Raw genomic sequence first — 25,450 nt, 5'->3', positions numbered from 1 at the left:
AGGGGGAAAGGGAGCCGATCTTCGGGCTGTTCAAACCTGAGTTCGACTGAAGACTTTCAGGTCGATGCATTAAGCCCAACACCTCGGTCAGTCCCCCCGAGGGGGAAAGGGAGCCGATCTTCGGGCTGTTCAAACCTGAGTTCGACTGAAGACTTTCAGGTCGATGCATAAAGCCCAAACACCTCGGTCAGTCCCATCGAGGGGGAAAGGGAGCTGATCTTCGGGCTGTTCAAACCTGAGTTCGACTGAAGACTTTCAGGTCGATGCATTAAGCCCAACACCTCGGTCAGTCCCCTCGAGGGGGAAAGGGAGCTGATCTTCGGGCTGTTCAAACCTGAGTTCGACTGAAGACTTTCAGGTCGATGCATAAAGCCCAAACACCTCGGTCAGTCCCCTCTCCCTCCGGGAGAGGGCTAGGGTGAGGGGCTTTTCAGCTGTTCAGCCCCACCGCGCAATCCCGACCGAACATCTATTCTTGATAAAGGTCAACCAAGGGAGAACCACGCAGCGGAGGGTTGATCACCGTGCATATCGCCGACATCACCATGTTCTACGCCCCGGCCAGCGGCGGCGTGCGCACCTATCTGGATGCCAAACACCGCCGGTTGAGCGTCAAGCCCGGCATTCGCCACAGCCTGTTGATCCCCGGCGCGCAGTTCAGCGAACACGATGGCATTTATACGGTTCCCGCCCCCGCCCTGCCTTTCGGCAAAGGTTATCGATTCCCCCTGCGCCTCGCCCCCTGGCGCAACGTGCTGCACGATTTGCAGCCCGAGCTGATCGAGGTCGGCGATCCCTACCTGACCGCCTGGGCCGCACTGGATGCGCGGCGACAACTGGATGTGCCGGTGATCGGCTTTTATCACTCGGATCTACCCCTGCTGGTCGGCAATCGCATGGGCCATTGGGTCATGCCGAATATCGAGGCGTATGTCACCAGGCTTTACGGCAACTTCGACCGGGTATTGGCGCCAAGCCAGGTCATGGCCAACAAGCTCCGCAGCCTCGGCGTACGCAATGTCTACGTGCAACCACTGGGCGTTGATCTGCAGACTTTTCACCCCAATGCCCGCGACCCGCAACTGCGTACAGAACTGGGCATCGCCGAAGACGCCCGGTTGCTGATTTTTGCCGGGCGCGGTTCGAAAGAGAAAAATCTGCCGGTGCTGCTCAAATGCATGCAACGCCTCGGCCCGCGCTATCACTTGCTGCTGGTCGGCTCGTCAATGCCCGCCGCCGTACCGGACAATGTCAGCGTGATCGATGAGTTCTGCCCGGCGCCACGCGTCGCGCAGTTGATGGCCAGTGCGGATGTATTGCTGCATGCCGGCGATCAGGAAACCTTCGGTCTGGTGATCCTCGAAGCCATGGCCTGCGGCATTCCGGTGGTAGCCGTGGCCGCCGGAGCGTTCGAAGAGATCGTCACGCAGACCTGCGGCCTGCTTTGCGCACCGAACAACCCGCAGGCGATGGCCAATGCCGTGCGCGAATTGTTCAGTCGCGGCTGTACCAAACTCGGCGCCCAGGCACGCCAGCATGTCGAAACCCACTATGCGTGGGACACAGTGGTCGACAGCCTGCTGGGCCACTATCACGCCGTGCTCGGGCATACGCTGCCACGGGTGGCCAATGGCTGAGTCGCTGAATCGCCGCGCCCTGTTGTTGGTGCTGCACGACGTGGCCCCGTCGACTTGGGCGGATTACCAACCGTTTGTCGAGGCCGTCGACGCGATGGGCAACGTGCCAATGACGTGGTTGCTCGTACCGGACTTCCACCGGCACAACGCCCTCGACGATCACCCGGCATTTTGTCGAATGCTCGATGCGCGCGTCGCCCGTGGCGATGAGCTGGCGTTGCATGGTTACTTCCACGATGACCAGGAGCCCGGCCCGACGACACCGCGCGATTGGTTCATGCGCCGCGTTTACACCCATGAGGGCGAGTTTTATCGTTTGTCCCGTGAAACCGCCCTCGCCCGCCTGCGCGCCGGCATCGACATGTTCCAGCGCCACGACTGGCCGCTGCACGGTTTCGTTGCCCCGGCGTGGCTGATGAGCGACGGCACCCGCCAGGCCCTGCGCGAGCTGCCGTTGCGCTATACCAGTGATCCGCAGCATCTTTATCGTTTGCCGGAGTTCACCGCCATTGATGCGCCGGGTCTGGTCTGGAGCGCCCGCAATGCCTGGCGCCGTGGCCTGTCGAAGATTGTCAGCGAGCAGCGTCAACAGCGCTGGCGCGAGGCGCCGGTGATTCGGCTAGGCTTGCACCCAGTGGACATGCGCCACGATTTTTCCCGTCATTACTGGCTGCACACCCTCGAACGACTACTGAATGAAGGACGCGTACCGATGAGCAAAATCCACTGGCTCGCCCAACAGCGCGGTCAACAGGGATGCGCCGCATGAGTCGCGGTATTCTCTTGCTGATCGGCCTGTTCGCAGCAGTGTTGATCCCGGTTGTACTGGGCGGCGGCGACACCTGGGCGCGGCTGCAAAGCTTCCCGTTACACTGGCTGCTGATCATGTTCGGCATGATTTTGTTGTGCTGGGGCATCAATACCTTGCGCCTGCGCTTGCTGCTCGGCGATCAGCGCGAGCGCGTCACGCCGCTGCAAAGCCTTGGCGTGGTGATGGCCGCCGAGTTCGCCTACTGCGCGACGCCCGGCGGCAGCGGCGGGCCGTTGACGATCATGGCCCTGCTGGCCCGCTCCGGTGTGCGCCCGGCTCGCGGCAGCGCAGTGTTTGCCATGGATCAGCTCAGCGATCTGCTGTTCTTTCTCTGCGCTCTCAGCGGGATTCTGATTTACGCGCTGTTCCAGCACCTCAGCGATCGCCTCGAGTGGCTGCTGACCGTCAGTGCGATTTCGCTGTTCGGCGGTTTGTTCAGTTGTGTGCTGTTGGCGCGTTATCACCGCCGCTTGATTCGCCTGAGCGGTCGCCTGCTGGCGAGGATCAACGTCAAAGCCGGCACGCGTCGTCGTTGGGCGCGCAAGTTGCTGCACTTTCTCGCGGCGTTCACCGATACATTGAAGTTGCCCTGGCAAACATTGAGCAAAGTATTCGCCCTGACCTGCGTGCATTGGTTGCTGCGTTACAGCGTGCTGTATCTGGCGTTGCGCGGCCTGGGCGCGGACTTGCAGTGGGCGTGGAGTTTTCTGGTGCAGATGCTTTCGCTGGGCGCTGGCCAGTTCAGCTTGCTGCCGGGCGGTGCGGGGGCGGCGGAGCTGACCTCGGCGGCACTGTTGGCGCCGATGGTAGGGAAATCCACCGCCGCAGCGGCGATTCTGATCTGGCGGGTGGTGACGTATTACTTTTATCTGTTGGTCGGTGGCCCGGTGTTTCTGTTGATGTTGGGTAGGCCGCTGTTGAAGAAGTTGATGAACGTCAGACAGGCTTCTTGACGTCGTCCTGACGCTCTTCCTGGAGTTGTTCCCACAACTCGGCAGCGCCGGGAAACTCGGTGCCATCCTCCGGGCTCATGTCCTCGGGATCGTATCGACTCAAACACCCCTCGCCCAATGTCGCCGGCGCTTTGGAAGTGGCTTTGTCCAGTGGATCACTCATGAAGGTTTCCTCGGGGCTTGAATGAAAAAGGGTCTGAGCGATTGAACGCCCAGACCCTTGGTTTTTCAAGCCTGCGTGGGTTCGATCAGAACACCACCGTCTTGTTGCCGTGCACCAGCACGCGATCTTCGAGGTGATAACGCAGGCCACGAGCCAGCACCATCTTCTCGACGTCACGGCCGAAACGCACCATGTCATCGATGCTGTCGCTGTGGCTGACGCGTACCACGTCCTGCTCGATGATCGGACCGGCGTCCAGCTCTTCGGTGACGTAGTGGCAGGTCGCACCAATCAGTTTCACGCCACGCAGGGATGCCTGGTGGTACGGCTTGGCGCCAACGAACGACGGCAGGAAGCTGTGGTGAATGTTGATCACCTTGTGCGCGTATTCGCGGCACAGTTCCGGCGGCAGGATCTGCATGTAACGCGCCAGCACCACGACTTCGGCGTCGTGCTGTTTGACCAGACGCGACACTTCGGCGAACGCCGGTTGCTTGTCCTGCGGGTTGACCGGGACATGGTAATAAGGAATGCCGTGCCACTCGACCATGCTGCGCAGATCGTCGTGGTTGGAAATCACGCAGGAGATTTCGCAATCCAGTTCGTCGCTGTGCCAGCGGTGCAGCAGATCAGCCAGGCAGTGCGATTCGCGGCTGGCCATCAGCACAACGCGTTTCTTCTGCTCGGTGTCGGTGATGCGCCAGTCCATCGAGAACTCTTCGGCGATCGGCGCAAACTTCTCGCGCAATACTTCAATACCGAAAGGCAGCGAGTCGGCACGAATTTCGTGACGCATGAAGAACCAGCCATTCTGATTGTCCGAATGGTGGCTCGCTTCGGTGATCCAGCCGTTGTGGGACGCCAGAAAGTTACTGACTTTGGCAACGATGCCAACGCGGTCGGGGCAAGAGATCACCAGCCGAAAAGTGCGCATGAGGGGGAAACTCCAGAACTTCGCAAAGGCCGCCATTCTAGCGACTGCGCAGGAAAACTGCAGTATTGATGACCGTTGCCCTGGCAGATGCCTCGGCGTACGCCTTTGGGGCGCGGGCCAATCGTCAGGAGGCTGGCGGCTTCGATCAGACAACTGTGAATATCTGTGATGACTGCATCACACTATTTAACTGAACATTCAATCTGCCGCTAATTCTCGTAACTAATTTAAATAAAAAGTCCGGTTAAATGTTTACTTGATGAAACAGCCTGACTATTATTGCGCCACTGTCCCCTGCCATTCAGCACTCTACTAAGGTAGTAATCATGTCCTTGATCAACGAATATCGCGCCACCGAAGAAGCTATCAAAGAGCTGCAAGCCCGTTTGAAGAATCTGTCGCAAGACGACAAACTGCAAGCCGAGCTGGAATTCGAAGGCAAACTGCGCACCCTGATGGGTGAATACTCCAAATCCCTGCGTGACATCATCGCGCTGCTGGACCCGGAAGCAAAAACCAAAGCAGTTCGCGGCGGCGCAGTAAAAACTACTGGCACCAAGCGTGCTCGCAAAGTTAAACAATACAAAAACCCGCACAACGGCGAAGTCATCGAAACCAAAGGTGGCAACCACAAGACTCTGAAAGAGTGGAAAGCCAAGTGGGGCGGTGACGTGGTTGAAGGCTGGGCTACCCTGCTGGGCTAAGCCGCAACGCCTTCGCAGAGCGATCCGCGAAAAAACAACGCCAGCGAATGCTGGCGTTTTTTTATGCCCGGCATTTCACTGCCGGCAATGTTCGTTTTCAAAGATTCAAACGTTTGCGTAATGCCTCGACATAATTCTGCCATTCGATGAGCACATCTCTCTGCATCGGTGTCGCACTAAGCATCCATTGCGCGGCGGCCTCTGTAAAAGATTGCAAGGTATTCGGAGCGCCCCATTCAGGTGCGGACAAACGCGCCTGAGAAAATAGTCTCCAACGTTCTTGCTCTTCAGAATTCAACGTGTCCGGAAAGTTACGCGCTCGATATCGAAAGAGTAATTCGGGCAAACGTTCGTCATCGAACGGCCATTGCTCTTGCGCTAATTGAGCAGGATCAGCCGTCCTCACTTGCTCACATAGACGCCGGTCGCGGTCACCGATAAATCCGTCGTACAACTGTTGTTCCGGATCCTCGCTGGGGGTGAAATCTTCACTGGCATAAATCGCCGCAACTTTATCTTTCCAAACTTGTTGTGCGTCAGTTAGTCGCAGCGCCCTCGCCTGATAAAGCGCCATGTCCAGACCCAACCGCTGTTGATCGTCGGGGCGCAATACCGCCAGCGGCGCAACCACCGGGCAACGATTGATGTGAATCAGCTTGAGCGGCACCGGTAATTGGCCTTCAGGCAAGTCGTCGCGGCGTGTGTACAAGTGCTGACGCAGGGTTTGCGCGTCCAGATCGAGCAAACCCTGTGGGTCCAGATGCAAGTCGCAGACGATCAACGCGTTGCGGTTTTTCGGGTGCCAGGCCAGCGGCAGGACCACACCGACGTAACTGCGCGCCGCCGAGAAACGCCCGGAGATGTGCACCAACGGCTGCAACAGGCGAATCTGATCCATGACTTTCTGTTTGCTGCGCAATTGAAACAGCCAGTCATACAGTTTCGGCTGTTTCTCGCGGATCAAACGCGCCAGCGCGATGGTTGCGCGCACATCGGACAACGCTTCGTGGGCATGCCCATGATCAATGTTGTTGGCCGCGGTCAGGCGTTCGAGTTTGAGCGTGACCCGGCCCTCATCGTCGGTCGGCCAGACCAGACCATCGGGGCGCAGCGCGTAGGCAGCCCGGACCACATCGATCAGATCCCAACGGCTGTTGCCGCCCTGCCACTCACGGGCATAAGGATCGAAAAAATTGCGATACAAGCTGTAACGCGTCATCTCGTCGTCGAAACGCAAGGTGTTGTAACCGGCGCCACAGGTGCCCGGTGCCGCCAGTTGTGCATGCACCCGGGTCATGAAATCGGCTTCGCTCAAGCCGTGCTCGGCGAGCTGGCTCGGCGTGATGCCGGTAATGGCGCACGCTGCCGGATGCGGCAGGATGTCTTCGCTGGGCTGGCAGTAGAGGTTGACCGGCGCATCGATTTCGTTGAGCGCGTGGTCGGTGCGAATCCCGGCCACCTGCAACGGCCGATCGCTGCGGGGATTGATGCCAGTGGTTTCGTAGTCGTACCAGAAGATAGAAGTCACGGGCGGTTCCTGAACTGAAGATCGGCGAAGTCTAGGCGCTCAAGCGCGGTCGCGGCCAGCCTTGAAACATTCAAATACCTCGTGTCATACGCTGTGCAATACATAGTTATGTCGTTTCACCCCGAGAGGCTGCTAGCATCGGATGCACTTGCACTCAGACAGGCGAACATCAGGTAGCCCATGCTCGAGCCCACAGCAACGCCAAGGAAAGCATCGCTGGCCCCGCCGCTGGATACGCGGCATCAGGTCGAAACGCCGGAAGGCATCGACCTGCCGTTGCGGCCCGCCGGGCTGATGGTGCGGGCGGTGGCCTTCGCCATCGATCTGGGCATTCGCGGGGCGATCCTGTCGGTGTTGTTCATCGCGCTGGCGTTTCTCGGCAAGCTCGGCATGGGCCTCGGCTCGCTGCTGCTGTTTGCGATCAGTTGGTGGTACATGGTGCTGTTCGAGGTGCTGCGCCAGGGCCGTTCGCCGGGCAAGCAGTGGATGGGCCTGCGCGTGGTGCATGAGGACGGCACACCGGTCGGCTGGTCAGCCTCGCTGCTGCGCAATCTGCTGCGCTTCGTCGATCTGCTGCCGTTTGGCTACTTCCTGGGCGCGATCAGTTGCCTGCAACATCCGACCTTCAAACGCCTTGGCGACATGGCTGCCGGCACGCTGGTGATCTACAGCGAACGCCCGCTGACTCGCCCGCAATTGCCAGAGGCCGAACCCCGTCGCTCGCCCGTCGCCCTGACGCTCAGCGAACAACGCGCCGTACTCGGATTTGCCGAACGCCAGGCGCAGTTAACGCCGGCGCGGGTCAATGAACTGGCAGGCCTGCTGGCGGGACCATTGCACATTAGCGCGCCCAAAGCGGTCACCGAACTCAACGGCATCGCCCGCGGCTTGTTGGGCCCGACATGAAGCAGAGCCTTTTCGAAAGTCGCCACAAGGCCGAATGGGAGCGTTTTACCCTCGCCCTCGAACGCCTTGAACACGGCAAGAACACCTCGCAGGTCGCCGGTTTCCCCAAAGCCTATCGCCGACTTTGCCAGCATCTGGCGTTGGCCCAGGAACGTGGTTACAGCAGTTTTCTGATCGACTCGCTGCAGCGCCAGGTATGGCGCGGGCATCAACAACTCTACCGGCATCGCAGTCGGCTCGGCGCCAACCTGCTGAGTTTCATCCTCGCTGATTTTCCACGTCTGGTCCGCGCCGAATGGCCTTTTGTGCTGGTCGCTGCCCTGCTGTTTTTCGGCAGCCTGATCGGTGTTGGCGTGTTGGTGTATGGGTTTCCGGAACTGGTCTACAACCTGCTCCCCGCCGATCAGGTGCGCGAAATGCAAGGCATGTACGATCCGGTCGCCGGCCACCTCGGGCGCACCGCCGAACGCGCGGCCAGTGAAGACTGGGTGATGTTCGGCTACTACGTGATGCACAACATCGGCATCGCCTTCCAGACCTTCGCCAGCGGTTTGTTGCTGGGCGTAGGCAGTGCGTTCTTTCTGGTCTACAACGGTCTGGTCATCGGCGCGGTGGCCGGGCATCTGAGCGAAATCGGCTTCGGCCAGACCTTCTGGTCCTTCGTCATCGCCCATGGCGCCTTTGAGCTCACCGCGATTGCCCTCGCCGGCGCGGCAGGCCTGCAACTCGGCTGGGCCCTGATCGCACCGCGACGGCTGACCCGCGCCGAAGCATTGAAACGCGCGGCGCGCAAAAGCGTACTACTGATCTGCGGGGTGATGTTGTTCCTGCTGATCGCGGCATTCATTGAGGCGTATTGGTCGTCGAAAACCAGCATCGCCCCACACACCAAATACCTGGTGGGTGCCGGCCTGTGGGTATTTGTCGCGAGCTATCTGTTGTTTGCCGGAAGGACCCGCCATGCGCCTGAGTGACGCCACGGTGGTGATCCGGCCACGCACGACGTGGGAAGCCATGGACCTCGGCGTGCTCATGAGCCAACAGCATCGACGCCTGTTGATGACCAGTTGGGCGATCGTCACCCTGCCGCTGTTTGCCCTGCTCAGCCTGTTACTGTGGGATTCGCCGTCACTGGCAGTGTTTATCTTCTGGTGGCTGAAACCGGCCTACGAACGCCTGCCGCTGTACATCCTCTCGAAGGCGCTCTTCGGGGAAACGCCGACACTCAAGCAAGCCTTGCGCGCATGGCCACGCCTGCTCAAGCCACAACTGCTGGCCAGCCTGACGTGGCGCCGACTGAGTTTCAGCCGCAGCTTCCTGCTGCCGGTAATGCAACTCGAAGGCCTCGACGGCAGCGCCCGGCAACAACGCCTGCACGTGCTGTTGCAACGCAACGCCGGGGCCGCGCAATGGCTGACCCTCATCGGCGTGCATCTGGAAACCGCACTGTGGATCGGCCTGATGGTGTTGTTCTATATGTTGCTGCCGCAGCAGATCGAAACCGATTGGGACTGGCAAGCGCTGATCCTTGCGGCGGATCACGACTGGCGCTGGCTCGAACACCTGACCAACGCTTTTTATGCACTGGTGCTGGTGGTGTGGGAGCCGATCTACGTCGCCTGCGGCTTCAGCCTTTATCTAAACCGGCGCACCCAACTGGAAGCCTGGGACATCGAACTGGTGTTCCGCCGCTTGCGCCAGCGCCTGAACAGCAGTGCGTTGGGTTTATTGCTGGCGGTCTGTCTGTTGCTGCCGAATCTGCCTTCGGCCTGGGCGGGCGAGCCCGACAGCAGCCCGGACGCCCCGCGCTTGTTGAATCAGCCGCTGACCAGTCAGGCCTCGCACGACAGCATCGAGGCCTTGCTGGAACAGCCGCCGTTCAAGAACAAGGAAAGCGTCACGCGCTACCGCTTTGGCGAAGATCCGGCCACTTCAGACAAAAAACAGCCAACCACTGCAACGCCGCAATGGTTGAAAACCCTGCTCGGCTGGCTCAACGGCCAGCACCTCAATACCTTGGCCAACGTGATCGAGGTGCTGCTGTGGGGCCTCGTCATCGCAGCGCTTGGCTGGCTGGTCTGGCGCTATCGCGAGTTTCTGCAGGCGTTCGTCAGTCGGCGTCCGAGATTGCCCGACAAGCCAAAACCAACGCCACCACAGCAAGCTTTCGGTCTGGACTTGAACCCGGAAACATTGCCCGAGGACATCGCCGCCACTGCCGAGAACCTCTGGCACACCCAGCCACGCGCGGCGCTGAGCCTGCTGTATCGCGGCCTGCTCAGCCATCTGCTCAACGATTTTGCTCTGACCCTGAAACCTGCCGACACCGAGAACCAGGTGTTGGCGCACGTCGAGCAATTGCAGCGCCCTGAACTGGTGGCGTTCAGTCGGAGTCTGACCGCGCACTGGCAGAACATCGCTTATGGGCATCGCGCACCGCCCGCGCATCTGCGACAGGAATTGTGCGACGGCTGGCGCGCCTTGTTCGGCCCCGGAGCGGCGCGTTGAGTCGCCGTACCATGGCGTGCGTCGGTGCAGTGCTCATCGCACTGCTGGGCGCGTTGAGCGTTTTTCTGTTCATCAAGGCCAGGCCTTATCAGGAAGTGGTGGATCACGGCCCGTCACCTGCCGCACAGGCTAATCCCTATCTGGCAGCCGAACTGTTTTTGCGCGAGCGCGGCCTGCATGTCAGCCATGCCGAAAGCCTTGCCGTGCTGCCCGATATCGACCCGCGCCGGCACACGCTGCTGCTGTTCAACGATCGTTCCAGGATGACCCAGCGTCAGGTCGAACAAGTGTTGAACTGGGCACGCGCCGGTGGCCGGCTGGTGTTTGTCGCCGAATCGCTGTGGGATGAGCAGAGCAAACAAAGCAACGACCTGTTGCTGGATCGGGTGCAATTGCATCAGTCCCTGAGCAAGGACCTCAAGGATCCCCCCGAGGATCTGGAGCAGGGCCGCTTGCCGAAACTGACCAAGCTCTATCTTGAAGATGAAGACGCACCGGCCTATGCCGGCTTCGACACCGACTTCCACCTCGACGACCCGAAGAACCTTGCGCAAGCCTGGGCCAACAGCGCCAAGGCGACGCACATGATGCAACTGGCACACGGCCTCGGTTCGATCACCGTGGTCACCGACGCCGAGCTGTGGAAAAGCACCAGCATCGCCCAGTACGACAACGCCTGGTTGCTCTGGTACCTGAGCGCCGACACCGACGTCACGCTGATCTACAACACCCGCCACGATGGCCTGCTGACGTTGCTCTGGCGTTATTTCCCGCAAGCCATCGTCGCCCTGCTCGCCTTGCTCGGGCTGTGGCTGTGGCACGTCGGTGTACGCCACGGCCCGCTTCAGTTACCCGCGCCAAGTGGACGTCGACAATTGCAGGATCACCTGCGCGCCAGCAGCGACTTCGTGTTGCGCCACAACGGTCAGCAGACCTTGCTGCAAGCGCTGCAACAAGACGTGCTGCGCCGCGCCCGACGCCGCTATCCAGGCTTTGACCAACTGAACGTTGCCGAACAGTGGCTGGCGTTGTCGCGACTGACCCGGCAACCCACCCGCGCCATCAGCCAGGCCTTGAGCCCGGTGCCGGACAAGCGCCTGTCCAGCGCCGAGTTCTGCCGCCGGGTCGCCCACCTGCAAACCTTGAGGAACACGCTATGATCCGGTACTGGGCAAGCGTTAGATTGCTGTGATATTAGAAATCGACACTTAAAGCTCATAATTTTTACGGCCGATCTAATCTCCTGATTTGGTCAGAGCAGACAAAGTGTTCTGGTCTGATTAGCACGGAGGACGGCATATGGAGCTTGTATGGTCTACAGCGGATTTAGTGATCGCTGGGCAACCTTATCGAGGGTTTCCCATTCTGCTATGGGACTCAATGGAGAGTTGCATCCCAGCCAATCAGTTTTTTCGTCATTACCTTCTTCGCGGAGTCATCGGTTCTGAGCGTTCTTGGCCCAGTACCGGACGCGCACTGTACGATTTCTTCAGTTTTCTACAAACACATGAGATTGACTGGCGCGACGTAGATCGTGGCGAGGCAAAGAGCCTTGTAGCGGCCTATCGGGACTACTGTCTGGTGACGTGCAAATTGGCACCGAACACCACTCGCCAGCGCCTAACATACATATGCAAGTTCTACGAGTACGCCTTGAAGGAGGGGTGGGTGAAGCGTCTGCCCTTCGCCTATGAGGAGCGCATCGTCAAACGGGAAACATGCTTCCTCTCCCATTTGGATGCCAGCGGCGGCATAGCAATGGCAAAAGATGTGATGCCGCGAAGCCAAAAGGCTCTGCCCAAGTTTCTGAGCATGGCTGAGATCAGGTCGCTCTTGGCCGCAGTGGAGAACCCCCATCACCGAATGATGATGCGCCTGGCGCTACATACAGGTCTGCGCCGAGAAGAAATCGCTGCCTTCCCTCTCGTTTATGTCTTCGATCCAGACACTGCGGCACGAACCGAACGCAATCTCCGCATTCGTCTCAATCCATTCGACGGCAGCGGCATGGTGACCAAAGGCAGCAAGCCGCGAGATATTTATGTCAGTCGCAAGTTCATGACTGAGCTCTGGCGCTATGTGACGAAAGTGCGAGGCGAGCGCGCCTCTCTGAGCAAGACTCAGCAACAAACACTGCTCCTGAATCAGTCCGGGGTCCCCTATGGCGACGATGGCAAGAGCCTCAACCGGATCATCAGCAAGATAGGCAAGCGGGCCGGCGTCAAGGTTCACACGCACATGCTCAGGCATTCCTATGCCACCCATACCTTGGTCAGTCTTCAGCGTAATCCCGCGAGCGGGTTGGACCCCTTGGTGTTTCTTCAGCGGCAACTTGGCCACAGTTCGATTCAGACAACCATGGTGTACCTGCACTTGGTCAACGAAAGGGCCGACGAGGCGGTGCTAGCCTATGACGATGAATTGAACGCTCTGTCGGAGGTGGCCTGATGGGCAAGCGCAAGGTATTTGCTAAGGCTGATCTGAGCGTCCCGCAAGTCGAGCACACCACCGATATCTCAGGCAACGTAGCTATTCTGCCCGAGGCGATCCCACCGGCAAACAGTGTGGTCAAGTTCGAGCGGAATGCCTCGCACTCCCGAACGTTCGATTTTGCTTGTTGGTACGGTGCTGGCATCGACCCTATCACCTACGCCTGCCAGCGCCAAATTGAACGTTTTCTCGCAGGCCAAGAAGGTGCGATCGCCATAAGTACCATAGCTGGCCACTGTCTAAACGGGCTTCGCTTTTTTCTCGATTACTGCTCGCTGCTGGCAACCAGTTTGGGACGAGGCCTGACCTTGACCGATCTTAATCGAAATCTGATCGATGGTTATCTAGGTCAACTGGCTGGAATGGGCTGGGCGATCAATACTCGGAAGAATCGATTCGTGCATATCAAGTCTGTGCTGCTTGCCTTGGGTCGGCGTGGGCTGATTCGCATAGTCGTCTCGGGTGATGAGGCCACATTCCCGCGCAATCCCTTTCCGAACAGCAACCGCAATGCCAAGGGTGAGACGGGTCTGTCTAAGCGTGAGCGGCAATCTTTAATAGTGGCTCTGCAGCAGGCCATCAAGCCGATCTGGTTTGAAAACGCGTTTGTAACTAGCGAACTGGCGTCCTACGCCTTTCTGATAGTGGCGCTATATACCGGACGCAATACCACACCACTGCTGGAAATGAACCGTGACTGCTTGCGCCCACACCCCAAAGAGAACACGGTGTTCATGGTGCTGTGGAAACGGCGTGGGTACAATTCTAGCAAAGTGGCCCTGCGTGCCGTTTCGGAGGCCGAGCGCCTATTAGAATCAACACCTACCGTGAGAATCAACGTGGAGCGCCTGATTCGCCGCGTAATGGTTCTGACTGAGCCGCTACAGGCAGAGGCTCCGGATGATCTAAAAAATCGCGTTTGGCTTTATCGTTCTCACGACACTAACGGTGACGGACGAGTCAAAGCATTAAGCGCAGAAACATTAGCTCGGATGATAAGTTGCCTAGTAACCAACTATGGTCTACGCGACAGCGACGGAAGACCATTACGAATCAACGTATCGCGCATACGAAAGACCTTCGCCAACCGCATTTTTGAGCTAACCGACGGCGATCTGACGACCACCGCTGCGGCGCTCGGTAGTACACCACAGGTAACCGACCGAAACTATCTGGCATCTGACGATAACATTCGGCGCAATTGGCAATTTATGGGCGAGGTACTAGTCCAGGAGTTGCTGACCCGGACAATCGGTACGACCTACAAGGAAACTCCCATGGGCCGCTGCGCGGACCCGGTGAACGGCCAATACGCACCACAGCGCGAGGGAGCTACGTGCATGAATTTCCTAAACTGCCTGCGCTGCAAGCATTACGCGATAACTGCTGAAGATCTTTACAAGCTATTCAGCTTTTACTTCCGCGTGCTAGCCGAGCGCTCTCGCATGAGCAAGCATCGCTGGGCCCGTGAATACGCACATATCCCCCGTTTGATTGATCACTATATCGTTGCCGAAGGACTACGGCGTGGCATCTTCAAGCCCCCGGCAGTGGCGGCCGCCCGTGAGCACGCTAGGAGCACGCCGCATCTTTTCTGGTCGGTAGATCTAATCGATAGCCTAGAGCTTTTTGCATGAGGGTAAACACCATGTCGGAGATACTCTGGGCTCCATTTGACACTCAACCAGGCGACGTGCGTGGCCTCCCAGAATCCGAGCGCAACGCCTTGATCATCAGCGCTACTCAGGTGGACGAGCAATGGGTAGTCCTCAGTCGCTACGCCGACAACGTCTGGCAACTCGTCGACATCGCGAGCAACGTGCCGGCCAGTCATAAACGGCTAGACTTCGGCAAAGTGCCAGGGTCGTTTCGGGCAGTAATGAAAGCGGCGCTGTACCGCTATCTGCGGCGTGGGATAAGCGTGGGACGTCGGCCAAAAGGCATGACGCTGCGAATACTTTTGAATGATGTGAAGCCATTTCTGCAGTACCTCGAAGCATTGAATATCTATCACCTAACCGAGGTTACACCGCTGATCTGTACGTCGTATGCGGCCGCTTGTAAGGCTCACCGTCAGACACATCGAACCGAGGGCAAGCCACTGTCACAGGAATGGCTACTTAAGCGCTTCCGTGCCATTGAGGCGCTACATGAGTTGAGCCAGTACACTAATGAGCGGATGCCTCAGGCCCCTTGGCCCGAGACTTCCGCGACCGAGATGTCGGGGCTAATCGGCAGCATTCACGGCGGCAAAACGCCGCTGATCCCAGATGATGTGTTCTGCATTATTTTTGAGCGGGCCTACCAGCAAATTGAGCGCGGCCAGCAATTGCTTGATCTGCAAGATGCCCTACAGCCACTTGCGGCTCAGCAAAATGTGCTACCTGCATATTCAATCAGTAGGAAAAAACGCTTTTACCTGCGCAACCTTGGCTGGGAAAGCGGTCTGCGGGCATTTAATAGAGCGCTGAGAGACCTGCGCACAGCCTGCTACATTGTGCTAGCCAGTACTTCGGGATGTCGTAACCACGAGCTAGCTAATGTGCAATCGGGCGCGCATCACCGTACCCAAGACGACGAGGGCACCATCTACCACTGGATGCGTTCACAATCTAACAAAACTGATACCGGTACCCACGATTGGATGATTCCCGCGGCAGCCGTACGTGCTCTACGCTTGATCGAGCGCTGGAGTTTGCCCTATCAGGCCATGATCGCCGAAGAGATCGCGCGCCGCCGCCGTGCCAACCCGCTTGATCCGCAGATCGCCGAGGCGCAAAAACACCGTCACGCACTTTTTCTCGGCCTCTTTCCTAGCGCAGATACCAAAGTGCGCACCCTTAGCAACTGCTCTTTAAACACATACCTTAAGGAGTTCGCCAAGGATTGCGGACTGAATTGGAATCTTGCTACCCACCAGTTCCGCCGTAAATTCGCTAACTACGCCGCGCACAGCCGCTATGGGGATCTTCGCTACCTCAAGGAGCATTACGCGCACTGGGCACTGGATATGACCTTGAGCTATGCCATGGACGATAGCTGGGGACAGCATCTGGACCTCGAGCTGTATGCCGATATTCGGGGAGAGTTGGAAGATGTCAAACTCGGCGTCGTGGATAGCTGGCTTGGTGACGAACCCTTGGCAGGGGGCTACGGCATCGCGCTAACGCAGTGGCGGCGAGAGCCGGAAAACTTGTTAATTTTCAAGGATCATGCCTCGATGCTGAGGTCCATTTCCGAGAGCACCGCGATTCGCAGCAATGGCCATGCCTGGTGCACAGCTGACAATGACGGATGTGTGGGCAATACCCTTGAGCGCACTCGATGCGGAAACTGCAACAATGCCGTAATCGGGCGCGGCCATGTGGCTATCTACCAACAACTCTACAATAATCTTAAAGAGTTACTGAGTTGCCGGGATATTGGCGAGGGCGGCCACCAACGTATTGTGCGCGACCTGACGCGTTGCCGTGACGTACTGGCCCAACTGGGAGTAGCTCCGGAGACTCTGATCGCATGAAGCCCAAGGACAAGACAACCAATTACAAGCCAGCCGAGGATCGCGAGAAGGATCTGAAGCTCGCACTCTACCGCGTCCAAAAAGGCCGTGCCCGAACCGGGGAGACCAAGGTAACTATTGCCGCAGTAGCCCGCGAGGCAGGCGTATCGACAGCGCTAATCCACAATCATTATCCGAGCTTTGCCGAGGCGATCCGCGAGATTCAGGGACGCGCCAGTCGAGCCATGCGAGATAAGAAACAACAGGACTTGATTGCCGAGCGCAAGAAGTCAGCAGACTACCGTAAGGAAATTGAGGAACTGCGGGCCAAAGTCTCTCAACTCGCGTCGGTCAATGAGGTGTTATTGGAAGAGAACCATGTTCTCAAAGCAAAGATAAGCGATCACAAGGTAGTTGCGCTGGTTTTGAAGAAGCCACGCGTGTAAGTCTATGTCACAGCTACGCAACCGAGTCTGCCTGGCCATTCGATCCCGTTATTGATCACTGATGAATGTGTCCGGTTTAGATAGCAAACGGAACAATCGCCAGGCAGCAGATCTTGCATCACCCTTAAGGGTAATCTGCTCCGCCATTCGAGGAGTGGAGCAAGTCCATGACCTCGGCTTTGGAAGATCATTTGCCGATAAGCTTTCTGCCTGCGTCTGCTCTGCCTAATGGAAGGTTCGCGTGACTCGTGGGAAATAGCACTCCACTTGGTCACCCGTTGCATTCGACTTGGCCTCTACGCTTCGCAATCATGGGATCACTAAAGCAGCACTACTGGTCGTTTCCACACAGACTGGATCAATACCAGATGGTCGGGATGCAGAGAACACGACAAGAGACAGCTCCAATACGTTACCAAGGGAGACGCACCCATTCCGCGAAGCTGGCCTAGCGATCAAGGAGAGGGATAAAAAGGTCTCGAAGAGCGCGGTCGTCAAATTTTTCCCCGTCCCGCTTGATCGATAAAGGGATATTCGGAGAGGGTGCGCGACTGCTTCGGTCTTCAATCTCGTCCATTCGATTCTCGATGGCTGAGACGGCGCTATTCAACTCAGTTTCCGGCACACCAAACCGCGGCGCGAACTTTTTTAAGGCATCGATCCGGTCCGATAGGGAGGACTCGCTATCGTCCTCGCGAATGCGGCTAGCGTTATCCTCGAACTCCTCTAGCACAGCCGTCTGCAAGGCACAGGTGATGCTATCGGGCAGTCCATTCGCAGCATCCACTGCATCGACAAGGGTGGAGAGCATGTCACTTGAACTCCAGCGTATGACGTCGGTGAGTGCCTTTTCGATGAGCTCTAGAAATTCGGCTTCATAAATGAACGGCCGGTCATAACCACTCCCGCCTCGCAGGGAAAAGAACTCAATCAGAGCCTCCCCATCTGACCATGCACTGAAGCCCTGCTGTGGATTGCGCGCGACCCTGATTATGCTATCTGCAAACCGTCGATCGTCAGTGATCTCCCACCAATCCATCAGCATCCGGAGTCGCCTGGAGTTTGCGGCATCATTGTATTCGAGCGAGCGAGTGTCACCGGCTCGCGGCCGCCAGTTTGGGCGCTCTTCGATCATCTCGACCTTATCAGCGCAGGCATTAGCGATCTTTGCTTGGTCGGCCTCGCTAAGCCCAGACGTATGCACGAAGTCCCAAAGGCTCGACAACCAGTCGATTGAAACCGCCGTGGGAACGAGGCGAATAAGGAGTTCTGTGTCCAACAGGTAGGTTGATAGATAGTCTTTGAGCGAAGGGTTAAGAAAAGAAACCGTTGGCCTGTCGAAGATGACGACATTGACGAAACTACCCTCCAGAATACGAAGGGCTTCTTCGAAATCTTTAGGACCGTGCGGCAGACCATAGGTCGTGCTCATCGACGTATGCAGGATATCGAAAGATGAGCGAAGAGTCGTAATTGAGACACCGTATTCTGAGAGGAAAAACATCGCCATCAGTAGATGCCTACAACGATGGTCAATGTGCGTTCGGAACGCGGTGTCCCAAATCTGACTCGGATTGTTCAGGGCGCCGATAAAGGCAGCGGGATAGTTGACGGGTTCAATGTCACCGACGCGAAATGCATCGGTCATTGCCTCGATGACACGTGGGTTATAATTTTTGTGATCAACGATTTCTGGGAGACTCTTACTCTCCAGTAACGCCCGGATATGCGACTGCGGCGTCTCTGACACGAAAAGATGATTGTAGAGAATTCGCGCCTTGATTCGACGAGTGTAAATGCCAACATCAAGCACATATTTCGTCACATCGAGGCGCTGATCACCAAGATGTTCAGAGACTCTACGGGCTTCTTCAAATATATAACCCCTTGTTGTCAGAATGAAACGGGCATTCGGTGAGCGACGTATGCGGCTCATAAAGCGCGCAAGATCAGAGTCTTTATGCGCCAAAGCTTGTCGATCAAGGGCGACTTTTCCAAGGAAGTCATCGAAAAGAAAAATTTGCTTCTTGCTGTCTTTAATGGCCGCGAAACCGTCTTCCAGGCTTCGTATAGGAATAAGCTCCCACTCCTCGCTTAAAAATGTGTAACAAAGCATCTCGGCCAATGTGGTCTTTCCGACGCCCGGCGGCCCGGATATGATCAGAAGCCGATGCTTTTCTAGCGTGACCAGTGATTCGTCGAAGCTAGGGTTTGCGGCGTAGACACGAACTTTTTGTTCAATATCTTCGAGGGTTAGCGCTGCAAAGGTGTGGGCCGCCGCATGTACTACGCGCTCCAGAACCCCCGCACCCGAGAGCCAGAGTTTGATGTGCGACTTGAGAATTTCTGGGTACTTCCGGAGAAGACCATTGAGATCCTCCGGACCGAAAATATCCGCCTCTGATTTCAAACTTGGCCCTATGAGTGGGGAGAGCCTGTTTTTGCCAAGCGGCGTAAACCTACAGGAAGTCGCGAGTATGTAGCGGCCGGGGGCCAGTCTATCGATTGAAGAACGTTCACGCTTCATGACCGCGGTTAACTTGCTGAACGGCGAACCTTCATAATGCTTCGCCTGTAGAACAACGTTCCCGCTGGCGTGCGCGTGCCGACCGTCAAGACCACCATCTGGGCCTGCACAGAATGCCTCAAAGCGAACCCCCTCTTCTTTTCCGATGAGGTCACGGACTAGATCCTCAAAGTCCGCTGATGAGAGATTTCTGAAGTCGTAGTTCATGCTGCATTGTTACTCCAATCCGCGCCAAGACCAGGTCGCTAATGCTCGTCAGACATAAGATCATTCACAGGTACCTTTGCCCTCGAATCTGACTTGATGCAATCAGCATGACACGAGAGTTACGAGGCGAGTCAGAGTGCCTGGTAGAACGACGATTTCGCGCTGCCAGCTAATACTACTACGATGTCAGGACAGTAAGCGGTTATACAATGACGTCAACTCGATCGAATTTCTCTACTGAAAGTCTATCCTCTTTACCAGATTCGATCCGCGAAGTGACGGGGTGCGGTGGTGGTACGTCTGCTCACTTCTGCGCCACCGTTGGATCTGAATATCAGACGCTTAATTTTCTGCTGTAAACACCGACCTAAAGCTCAACAGAATCGCCCCATTGCGATCAGTCAGCAACGGCAATTTCCGCTGGGGGCGAAGGGCTGAACCGGGTCGACTCGTGCACTTCACAATAGTCAGCTTAGTGGCGAACAGAACGTAAGTAACGGCGCTTAAGGGGCGGGTGAATCAACGCAATGTGATTGATCATCAGAAAACTCGGCTGACAGAATTTCAGTCGGATCAGGATAGTGCCTTAATAGATGAAAAGCCCTTAGGCGCAGGGGTTCAGCAACCGTGTGATCACCGGAAAGATCAATCAAAAAATCCCTGGCATGAATGAGAGATCTTTTACGTTTATCTGCCAACGTCATGCTCACTCCAGTGGATGGATGTTCTTCCGAGGCAGCTCAATGTGCGCCCAAAAAATCATCCAAGTTGAGTCGATTGCGCCGATGAGACAGCCTAGCCACTGATGGTCAAACCTCATGCTGTAGCGGGAATAAGACTTTGACATTTTGCAGGTTTGTTTCCGGGGTATCTCCTAAGTTCGAGTAGGTTTGGCCGGAAACCCTGAAGAGAGAAATGAGCTCCCCGTTTTGGTCTGTTGCCTCAATCGCCTCCAAAAGAGGCTCCATTTTCCAGTCTCCAGTTTGATTGACGAAACTGGGAGTGACGAATTTTATTGACTGGACCCGAAAGGACTCATGTCGGAGTGAGAGAATAGATTTCAATGACTCAAATGAAGAGATCATTAGCATTTCGCCGACGAAATTTTTACCCTCACGGATCTGTGCTTCTAGATAAAACCAAGGGCACGCCATTGCCTGACGGATGAAGGGTTGAGCGAGAAAGTCGGTATCAAAAAGGCCGGTAAGAATTTCCGACGCTTCGTGGTCTCTACTCATCGCTAGCTCCCCCCTGAATCACGAATGACCAATATATGTTGTAGTCATATATTGTGCAATATCGCTCCATCGTTCCTTTTGTGAGATCGCAAAATGGAACTGAAAGACGCGTTTGGAGCATCCTTGAGGCACGTACGCCATCAAAAAGGCCTCACGCAGGAAGACTTCTCGATTGTGAGCAGCCGCACCAACATCAGTTTGTTGGAACGTGGAGCCACCAATCCGACCCTAGAGAAACTAGCCGAGCTTTGCCAAGTGCTTGATGTTCACCCCGTCAGCCTACTATCGGCGTGCTACATGCGAAAGGAGGGCGAAACTGACGTTGAGACCTTCCTTGCACGCATAAACAGGGAGCTGCAATTCATCGTAAGCGTTCCCGCAACATAGCTAGCGGGGTAACGTGCTGAGCGTTGACATCAAGAGCGCAAATTTTTATATTGAATTGCTAGCCGAGGGAAACGCAGGCGAGAGTCTCCACCCACGGACAAAAGCAGTGCACCACCCTGATGAAGCTCGATTAAGCGCCCCGACCGTCAGGGCGTTTGATTTTGTGAATTCTTCATCACATTAGTGCCATCAGATGATGCTATGACAAGCTCCTGTTTGTTAGCAGCGCCCTCATACCCCCAAATTGGACGCTCCCCCCTATCTTGCGGCTTTGAACCAGTCAGTCGGAGATTATCTATCGACTCCCAACGTCACCAAAATAGTCATCCTTCGCGACAAGACCGAAGTTATCGGTGAAATCTTGGCCGTCCTCACTGAATAGATGTTGAATTCGCCGTTCCTGCTTAAGGTGAGCCAACGACAGGAAGAAACATTCTTCACACAGGTGCAGTTCATAGCGCTCCCCTTCATGGGTAGTGCCACACCCCCAGTGTGCTTGTAGGGTGCCAAACTGATGCCCACCAGTATCCAGGCGGGTGGAGCAACCACACACATCGCATAAGACGTCAGTGGTCTCGACTTCGACTCTCCCGGTTATTTTCATCGATGACTCCTTCGACGGCTTTGATTCTTACTTTCAGCATACAGGCTCTAGGACGTAGCGAAGACTCGCTATATCGATCCGCAGACCGAGTTTCTATACGTGCCCAGCAGAGACGTGATGCATTTGGCGGCATAGAAAAACGCTACGTGCTACGAAAATTCCCGGCGTTGAGATGACCCAGGAGGGCGAGCTGGGCAGCTTCGATGTATTTTTGAAGAAGTATCACCTCAGTGAACGAACACTGGAGGTGGTGGCTGCGATGGATAACCAGACTGCTAAAACTCATACTTTTCCATGCGCTGGATGAAGGCATCTCGGCCTCCCTCCAAGATTCTCGCCACCTGGTCTCGGATTAGGGTGACGTCGATGGAACCCTGCGCATCAGGTGGAAGGCAACCGCGGTTCTCTTCAGTAGTGAACACCCCGATCCACTCTGCGTCGCCGAATACAGGGATGTTCGCATTGTGAGTGGCGAAGAGAAATTGCCGATTAGTTTTGGCGTCCCTCAACTCGGTTACAATTCTCTCAGCGATGAAAGCGTTATCAAGGTTGTCTTCCGGTTGATCCATAAATAGCGGATCAATGTTGTCCAGAAGCAGCATGTGCAGAATCGCCGTGCACTGTTGACCAGTCGAAAGCTTATTCAAAGGACGGAATAATGGCTCAGCATCTCCATGAGCAACGTTCAGAGAAATGTCCACGCGATGCTCCAATTCCAGCGCCTCAAGCTCCATTATCTGCGACGGTTGGAGCTTGGCCAATGCGTCAGCGACCAAAGGTGTCAAACCCCATTCCAGTTGCAGCATCATGCTCCCTTGCCGGATCGATGCTACCAGCAGGGATGGACTGATCGTTTCTACCTCTTCGATCCACGCCAATCTCTTTTCAGCAATCCCTTCCAGCTTGCAAGCCAATAGGTACGCCATCAGTGGTGAACGGTCAGCTTCAGGCACAACTTCAATTCTTAATTTTCCATCCAGCTTACGCGTTAGCTTCTTAGCCCCCTTCTGTAAGGCATCAAGGCGAAGACTTCTCAAACCTGAAAGCTCCGCCAATATATTTCTTCGCTCCAGCTCCTGCGTTTCGCATTGCTTTCGATATAAAGGTAGCTTTGCCCCTAATGGCCGTATGTGCTCGATATCTCCTTGCAGCTTTTGATAAGCAACACCAATTTCCTGCCCTGACTTACCGGCAGTCTCAGGAAGCTTGCGGAGTTCCTTTTCCAAGTCCTTGTCATGTTCTTGGACCGCGAGCAGCCAGGCATCGTGTTCAGTCGAAAACTGCGTTTGACCGATGGAAACAAGCCCTTCCATTACGGTCAAATGGGTTTCGAAATCCATCTTGAGTGATTCTAAAACTCTGCGCATTGCCACAAGCACGTCCCTATCGGGCACCCCGTTGATCGCCTCGTCATTCATAAAAGACAGGTCCGGAAAGGCTTGTCTCAGGCAAACCAGCGCATTTTCGTAGCTTTTCAAACTTTCTTTAGCGGTACCGACTAGCACTCGCTCCCTTGCTAGCAAAGACGTCGTGGCCAATTTTTCAGCAACACCCAACGTCTCGTAGTCACGCAATTGTTCTTCAAGATTAGGGAGCCGGTTGAGTTCGAACTCAATGTCGTCCAGCCCAGACAGGGAATCCACAAATTCGAGGTGGTTTTCCTTTAAACGCTTCTGCGCATCAAATCGCTTTTTCTCATAATCATCGTCCTGCGGCAGAAATCGGTCGAGCAGCTGCAATCGGCTGGCTTCATCCTGGGCCAACTCGTAGATTTCGTTCTGTCCATATATATCCAAGCCAGGTAGGAGTTCTCTGGGCAGCATGGTAGATACGTCACCATTCACGTCACGCACCACCGGCAGCTCACCGTACCGGCGAGACACAGTGTATTGCTTACCATTTTGCGCTGATGAGACCACGACCAATTCCACTCGACCGGCCGCCCTTCCTAAATTTTCTTTGATAATTTCTTGATGCAGTTTTTGAGCTTGCTTGCCTTTCGGCGCAAGGTCCAATGCGAAACGAAGACATTCCAAGAGGGTGGATTTACCAGTGCCGCGTCCACCAATGACAGTATTGAGATGGTCAGAAAAATTAACCTTCAAACCATCCAGATAGCCACCGGCGACCGCCATGCTAAGAACCCTGCCGACTGGGCTCTTGGCCAACTTAGAATTTAGCCGAATCCTGGAGGCGGGATCGAGGAACGCCACCTTAAAAGCCGCGAATGTGGGACGCGTCATCTTGATCAGACATGTCGCCCCAGCATGTTCCAAATCTGATGGTTTGGAGATGTCCTTGGCATTGATCAAGGCAACCAGACGCTTTCGTTTGTAGGCATCGTCTTTATTTTTTAGTACTCGGCTGTAGAAATCACTTTCGACTCCTGCCAAATCCTCCAAAGCCCCCGGTATCTGGGCCGCCCGAAGTTTTGGAAGCTTCCACACGTGGTTAAGTCGGTTCTTCAACAAACCGCTATCCTGAGTGCAATGCGCGGCGTAAATAAAGCCTCCAAGTTGATCTACTTTGTCAATCAACTGTTCAGAGCTCAAGCCAGAAGGTCTAACGCCGTCCGCAGGATCAAGCAAGTCGAGATTGCCGAGGTAACGTTCAAGCTGCTGTGTACCCGTATCTTCAGGGAACAAGCATACGTAGTGGGTTTTGTCATTTGCGGCGATCTCGAAACCCGGAAACACAACGATCCCATTCGGTTCAAGCACCTTTCTCAAGCTATGCACACTGACTACGCTGCCATGGTCAGCGATCCCAACAACCTTGATGTCATGTGCCAGGCACTTTTCAAGCAATGCGTGGTTGTACTGATCCTCATCAAAGCCGTGATCAGAGCCACGGTAGGCACCTTGATAACTAAAGGGATTGACTTGTAGGGCACAGCGCCAAAACCGAGCAAAGGTAAAGTGATCGTCCATTTTGATCCGCCGCAATAGGTGGCATAGGGGCGCGAGGTATACGCCGACTTGGCGAACTCGACAAATGTGGCAGGTTCACCACCCATGACTGTAGACCTCCGCAGCGAACTGCGGAATGAGGCAAATGCATTTCTGAGCACGCTTGCATTCACACACACCGGTACCGCGAGTAAGTAACGGGATAAAGATCTTCAATAAGGTGAGATACGGCCGTCAAAGTGGCATGGCGACTGAAGATGGATCAACGTACAGGGAGACAAGAGCATGGCACGAGGTGCAGTTTTTTTTGCAGGAATGACCAAGGCTCAGTTGCGCGCCTGTATCCGATTGCGGCTGAAAGAGCGAGAGTTAGAGGTGGCCTTTCAGGATGAATTGATTTCCGATCTTATCGCTGAAAAACACTACTATTGCGCTGTTCACGACCTGCGTCCAAGCCAATTCCGCATGCTCAACCGACCTGGAGGCGGCTATGACTTTTATGGTCTATTTGATTCAAATAGATGGCATAAAGTGTCTTGGTCTCAGTGCTTAGATCCAAGGGATCAAAACGACTGGATTCAATCTGCCCTGCGCTTGGCCTCCGCGCCATTCTTAACCGCTCGAAGGCGCGCGTTCCCCATTTGTGAACGCTGTGGCATTTCTCCCTCTACCGAGGTGGATCACGTTAATCCCGAATTTCGAGCAATAGTTCATCAGGCTATGCAGCTAATGACGACTTCTGAGTTCCATAAAGCGTTTCGTGGTTTTGATTGGTGGAGCGAGAACCCTTTCATCTTACCTGCAGACAACCCCGCTCTCGCTTTCACGCTTAAGGCACATCAGAGCGCGACACTACAGGCCTTGTGTAAAAACTGTCACCTGCAAAACGCTGCAGATCGTAAGCCAATGCGGATTGGATCCGAGTAGGAACGCTTGCTCCCAATCACGGGGGCTAGTGCAGTGGGCTTCGCGTGAGTACTTTAGAGGACGTCGTCTTCG

Annotated in this window: 21 protein-coding genes; 14 read left to right on the top strand and 7 right to left on the bottom strand. The window is 55.8% G+C overall.

Annotated features, from left to right (window positions below; all coding sequences use genetic code 11):
* Nucleotides 1-545: 545 nt before the first annotated feature.
* The 3 genes from A8O26_RS17430 to A8O26_RS17420 are packed head-to-tail and all read left to right on the top strand — an operon-like array spanning nt 546 to nt 3,401.
* Entirely contained in the window at nt 546-1,637 is a 1,092-nt protein-coding gene (locus A8O26_RS17430) for a glycosyltransferase family 4 protein (protein WP_172828177.1), read from the top strand.
* On the top strand, nt 1,630-2,406 hold the full coding sequence (locus A8O26_RS17425; protein ID WP_064119090.1) for a DUF2334 domain-containing protein: 777 nt from the start codon (nt 1,630-1,632) through the stop codon (nt 2,404-2,406). Before A8O26_RS17430 ends, A8O26_RS17425 begins: the two co-directional genes overlap by 8 nt.
* The gene (locus tag A8O26_RS17420) at nt 2,403-3,401 is read left to right on the top strand and encodes a lysylphosphatidylglycerol synthase transmembrane domain-containing protein (RefSeq protein ID WP_064119089.1); all 999 of its coding nucleotides are present in this window, start codon (nt 2,403-2,405) and stop codon (nt 3,399-3,401) included. The genes A8O26_RS17425 and A8O26_RS17420 overlap by 4 nt, the downstream gene beginning before the upstream one ends.
* Here the strand turns inward: A8O26_RS17420 and A8O26_RS17415 are convergent.
* Both A8O26_RS17415 and purU read right to left on the bottom strand, forming a co-directional pair.
* A complete protein-coding gene (locus tag A8O26_RS17415) occupies nt 3,385-3,564 on the bottom strand; it encodes a hypothetical protein (RefSeq protein WP_038366703.1) in 180 nt (59 codons plus the stop codon). The genes A8O26_RS17420 and A8O26_RS17415 overlap by 17 nt on opposite strands.
* 85 nt (nt 3,565-3,649) lie before the next feature.
* Nucleotides 3,650-4,498, bottom strand: coding sequence for a formyltetrahydrofolate deformylase (gene purU, locus A8O26_RS17410; protein WP_064119088.1), 849 nt, complete (start codon nt 4,496-4,498; stop codon nt 3,650-3,652).
* Nucleotides 4,499-4,824: 326 nt separating this feature from the next.
* On the opposite strand from purU, the gene mvaT reads away from it, so the two are divergent.
* On the top strand, nt 4,825-5,202 hold the full coding sequence (gene mvaT, locus A8O26_RS17405; RefSeq protein WP_007912775.1) for a histone-like nucleoid-structuring protein MvaT: 378 nt from the start codon (nt 4,825-4,827) through the stop codon (nt 5,200-5,202).
* Nucleotides 5,203-5,299: 97 nt separating this feature from the next.
* Here the strand turns inward: mvaT and sbcB are convergent, their stop codons facing one another.
* Nucleotides 5,300-6,730, bottom strand: coding sequence for an exodeoxyribonuclease I (gene sbcB / locus A8O26_RS17400; protein ID WP_064119087.1), 1,431 nt, complete (start codon nt 6,728-6,730; stop codon nt 5,300-5,302).
* Nucleotides 6,731-6,910: 180 nt separating this feature from the next.
* Here sbcB and A8O26_RS17395 point away from each other — a divergent pair, with 180 nt between their 5' ends.
* The 8 genes from A8O26_RS17395 to A8O26_RS17360 all read left to right on the top strand — a co-directional run bounded on the left by A8O26_RS17395 (nt 6,911) and on the right by A8O26_RS17360 (nt 16,579).
* Complete coding sequence (locus A8O26_RS17395) at nt 6,911-7,636, top strand: RDD family protein (RefSeq protein WP_064119086.1); 726 nt, start codon at nt 6,911-6,913, stop codon at nt 7,634-7,636.
* Entirely contained in the window at nt 7,633-8,610 is a 978-nt protein-coding gene (locus tag A8O26_RS17390; protein ID WP_064119085.1) for a stage II sporulation protein M, read from the top strand. Before A8O26_RS17395 ends, A8O26_RS17390 begins: the two co-directional genes overlap by 4 nt.
* Entirely contained in the window at nt 8,597-10,144 is a 1,548-nt protein-coding gene (locus tag A8O26_RS17385) for a DUF4129 domain-containing protein (RefSeq protein ID WP_064119084.1), read from the top strand. The genes A8O26_RS17390 and A8O26_RS17385 overlap by 14 nt, the downstream gene beginning before the upstream one ends.
* 11 nt (nt 10,145-10,155) lie before the next feature.
* Nucleotides 10,156-11,304 carry a DUF4350 domain-containing protein gene (locus A8O26_RS17380; protein ID WP_172828176.1) on the top strand — a complete coding sequence of 383 codons (1,149 nt, stop codon included), beginning with the start codon at nt 10,156-10,158 and terminating at the stop codon, nt 11,302-11,304.
* Nucleotides 11,305-11,443: 139 nt separating this feature from the next.
* Nucleotides 11,444-12,592, top strand: a complete 1,149-nt coding sequence (locus A8O26_RS17375; RefSeq protein ID WP_064119082.1) for a site-specific integrase — start codon at nt 11,444-11,446, stop codon at nt 12,590-12,592.
* Nucleotides 12,592-14,271: a hypothetical protein gene (locus A8O26_RS17370; RefSeq protein ID WP_064119081.1), complete on the top strand. Its 1,680-nt coding sequence runs from the start codon at nt 12,592-12,594 to the stop codon at nt 14,269-14,271. Before A8O26_RS17375 ends, A8O26_RS17370 begins: the two co-directional genes overlap by 1 nt.
* A gap of 11 nt (nt 14,272-14,282) precedes the next feature.
* A complete protein-coding gene (locus A8O26_RS17365; RefSeq protein ID WP_253756907.1) occupies nt 14,283-16,154 on the top strand; it encodes an integrase in 1,872 nt (623 codons plus the stop codon).
* Nucleotides 16,151-16,579 carry a TetR family transcriptional regulator gene (locus tag A8O26_RS17360; protein WP_064119079.1) on the top strand — a complete coding sequence of 143 codons (429 nt, stop codon included), beginning with the start codon at nt 16,151-16,153 and terminating at the stop codon, nt 16,577-16,579. The genes A8O26_RS17365 and A8O26_RS17360 overlap by 4 nt, the downstream gene beginning before the upstream one ends.
* Nucleotides 16,580-17,027: 448 nt before the next feature.
* Here A8O26_RS17360 and A8O26_RS17355 read toward each other — a convergent pair whose 3' ends face one another.
* The 3 genes from A8O26_RS17355 to A8O26_RS17350 form a co-directional block, all read right to left on the bottom strand.
* Entirely contained in the window at nt 17,028-19,313 is a 2,286-nt protein-coding gene (locus tag A8O26_RS17355; protein ID WP_064119078.1) for a restriction endonuclease, read from the bottom strand.
* A gap of 503 nt (nt 19,314-19,816) precedes the next feature.
* Nucleotides 19,817-20,017 (bottom strand): BPSL0761 family protein, encoded by a 201-nt coding sequence (locus tag A8O26_RS29805; RefSeq protein ID WP_155740669.1) that lies wholly within the window; start codon nt 20,015-20,017, stop codon nt 19,817-19,819.
* Nucleotides 20,018-20,122: 105 nt separating this feature from the next.
* Complete coding sequence (locus A8O26_RS17350) at nt 20,123-20,551, bottom strand: hypothetical protein (protein WP_064119077.1); 429 nt, start codon at nt 20,549-20,551, stop codon at nt 20,123-20,125.
* Between the two features lie 93 nt (nt 20,552-20,644).
* Between A8O26_RS17350 and A8O26_RS17345 the strand changes: the two genes are divergently transcribed.
* Nucleotides 20,645-20,938 carry a helix-turn-helix domain-containing protein gene (locus A8O26_RS17345; RefSeq protein WP_064119076.1) on the top strand — a complete coding sequence of 98 codons (294 nt, stop codon included), beginning with the start codon at nt 20,645-20,647 and terminating at the stop codon, nt 20,936-20,938.
* A gap of 879 nt (nt 20,939-21,817) precedes the next feature.
* Here A8O26_RS17345 and A8O26_RS17335 read toward each other — a convergent pair.
* A complete protein-coding gene (locus A8O26_RS17335; protein WP_064119074.1) occupies nt 21,818-24,472 on the bottom strand; it encodes a TrlF family AAA-like ATPase in 2,655 nt (884 codons plus the stop codon).
* Between the two features lie 264 nt (nt 24,473-24,736).
* Here A8O26_RS17335 and A8O26_RS17330 point away from each other — a divergent pair, with 264 nt between their 5' ends.
* Nucleotides 24,737-25,378 (top strand): hypothetical protein, encoded by a 642-nt coding sequence (locus tag A8O26_RS17330; RefSeq protein ID WP_064119073.1) that lies wholly within the window; start codon nt 24,737-24,739, stop codon nt 25,376-25,378.
* The last annotated feature ends 72 nt before the right edge of the window (nt 25,379-25,450 follow it).

Origin of the sequence: Pseudomonas fluorescens, from assembly GCF_001648775.1 — a bacterium.
In the GTDB taxonomy this organism is placed as follows: Bacteria; Pseudomonadota; Gammaproteobacteria; order Pseudomonadales; family Pseudomonadaceae; genus Aquipseudomonas; species Aquipseudomonas fluorescens_M.
The sequence above is the reverse complement of the archived record's forward strand: the minus strand, read 5'-3'. Positions and strand labels throughout refer to the sequence as shown.

Excerpts from the sequence above, each read along its gene's own strand:
- A8O26_RS17430 (WP_172828177.1), top strand. The coding sequence starts at position 546 with ATGTTCTACGCCCCGGCCAGCGGCGGCGTGCGCACCTATCTGGATGCC.
- A8O26_RS17425 (WP_064119090.1), top strand. The coding sequence starts at position 1,630 with ATGGCTGAGTCGCTGAATCGCCGCGCCCTGTTGTTGGTGCTGCACGAC.
- A8O26_RS17420 (WP_064119089.1), top strand. The coding sequence starts at position 2,403 with ATGAGTCGCGGTATTCTCTTGCTGATCGGCCTGTTCGCAGCAGTGTTG.
- A8O26_RS17415 (WP_038366703.1), bottom strand. The coding sequence starts at position 3,564 with ATGAGTGATCCACTGGACAAAGCCACTTCCAAAGCGCCGGCGACATTG.
- purU (WP_064119088.1), bottom strand. The coding sequence starts at position 4,498 with ATGCGCACTTTTCGGCTGGTGATCTCTTGCCCCGACCGCGTTGGCATC.
- mvaT (WP_007912775.1), top strand. The coding sequence starts at position 4,825 with ATGTCCTTGATCAACGAATATCGCGCCACCGAAGAAGCTATCAAAGAG.
- A8O26_RS17395 (WP_064119086.1), top strand. The coding sequence starts at position 6,911 with ATGCTCGAGCCCACAGCAACGCCAAGGAAAGCATCGCTGGCCCCGCCG.
- A8O26_RS17390 (WP_064119085.1), top strand. The coding sequence starts at position 7,633 with ATGAAGCAGAGCCTTTTCGAAAGTCGCCACAAGGCCGAATGGGAGCGT.
- A8O26_RS17385 (WP_064119084.1), top strand. The coding sequence starts at position 8,597 with ATGCGCCTGAGTGACGCCACGGTGGTGATCCGGCCACGCACGACGTGG.
- A8O26_RS17380 (WP_172828176.1), top strand. The coding sequence starts at position 10,156 with ATGGCGTGCGTCGGTGCAGTGCTCATCGCACTGCTGGGCGCGTTGAGC.
- A8O26_RS17375 (WP_064119082.1), top strand. The coding sequence starts at position 11,444 with ATGGAGCTTGTATGGTCTACAGCGGATTTAGTGATCGCTGGGCAACCT.
- A8O26_RS17370 (WP_064119081.1), top strand. The coding sequence starts at position 12,592 with ATGGGCAAGCGCAAGGTATTTGCTAAGGCTGATCTGAGCGTCCCGCAA.
- A8O26_RS17365 (WP_253756907.1), top strand. The coding sequence starts at position 14,283 with ATGTCGGAGATACTCTGGGCTCCATTTGACACTCAACCAGGCGACGTG.
- A8O26_RS17360 (WP_064119079.1), top strand. The coding sequence starts at position 16,151 with ATGAAGCCCAAGGACAAGACAACCAATTACAAGCCAGCCGAGGATCGC.
- A8O26_RS17355 (WP_064119078.1), bottom strand. The coding sequence starts at position 19,313 with ATGAACTACGACTTCAGAAATCTCTCATCAGCGGACTTTGAGGATCTA.
- A8O26_RS29805 (WP_155740669.1), bottom strand. The coding sequence starts at position 20,017 with ATGACGTTGGCAGATAAACGTAAAAGATCTCTCATTCATGCCAGGGAT.
- A8O26_RS17350 (WP_064119077.1), bottom strand. The coding sequence starts at position 20,551 with ATGAGTAGAGACCACGAAGCGTCGGAAATTCTTACCGGCCTTTTTGAT.
- A8O26_RS17345 (WP_064119076.1), top strand. The coding sequence starts at position 20,645 with ATGGAACTGAAAGACGCGTTTGGAGCATCCTTGAGGCACGTACGCCAT.
- A8O26_RS17335 (WP_064119074.1), bottom strand. The coding sequence starts at position 24,472 with ATGGACGATCACTTTACCTTTGCTCGGTTTTGGCGCTGTGCCCTACAA.
- A8O26_RS17330 (WP_064119073.1), top strand. The coding sequence starts at position 24,737 with ATGGCACGAGGTGCAGTTTTTTTTGCAGGAATGACCAAGGCTCAGTTG.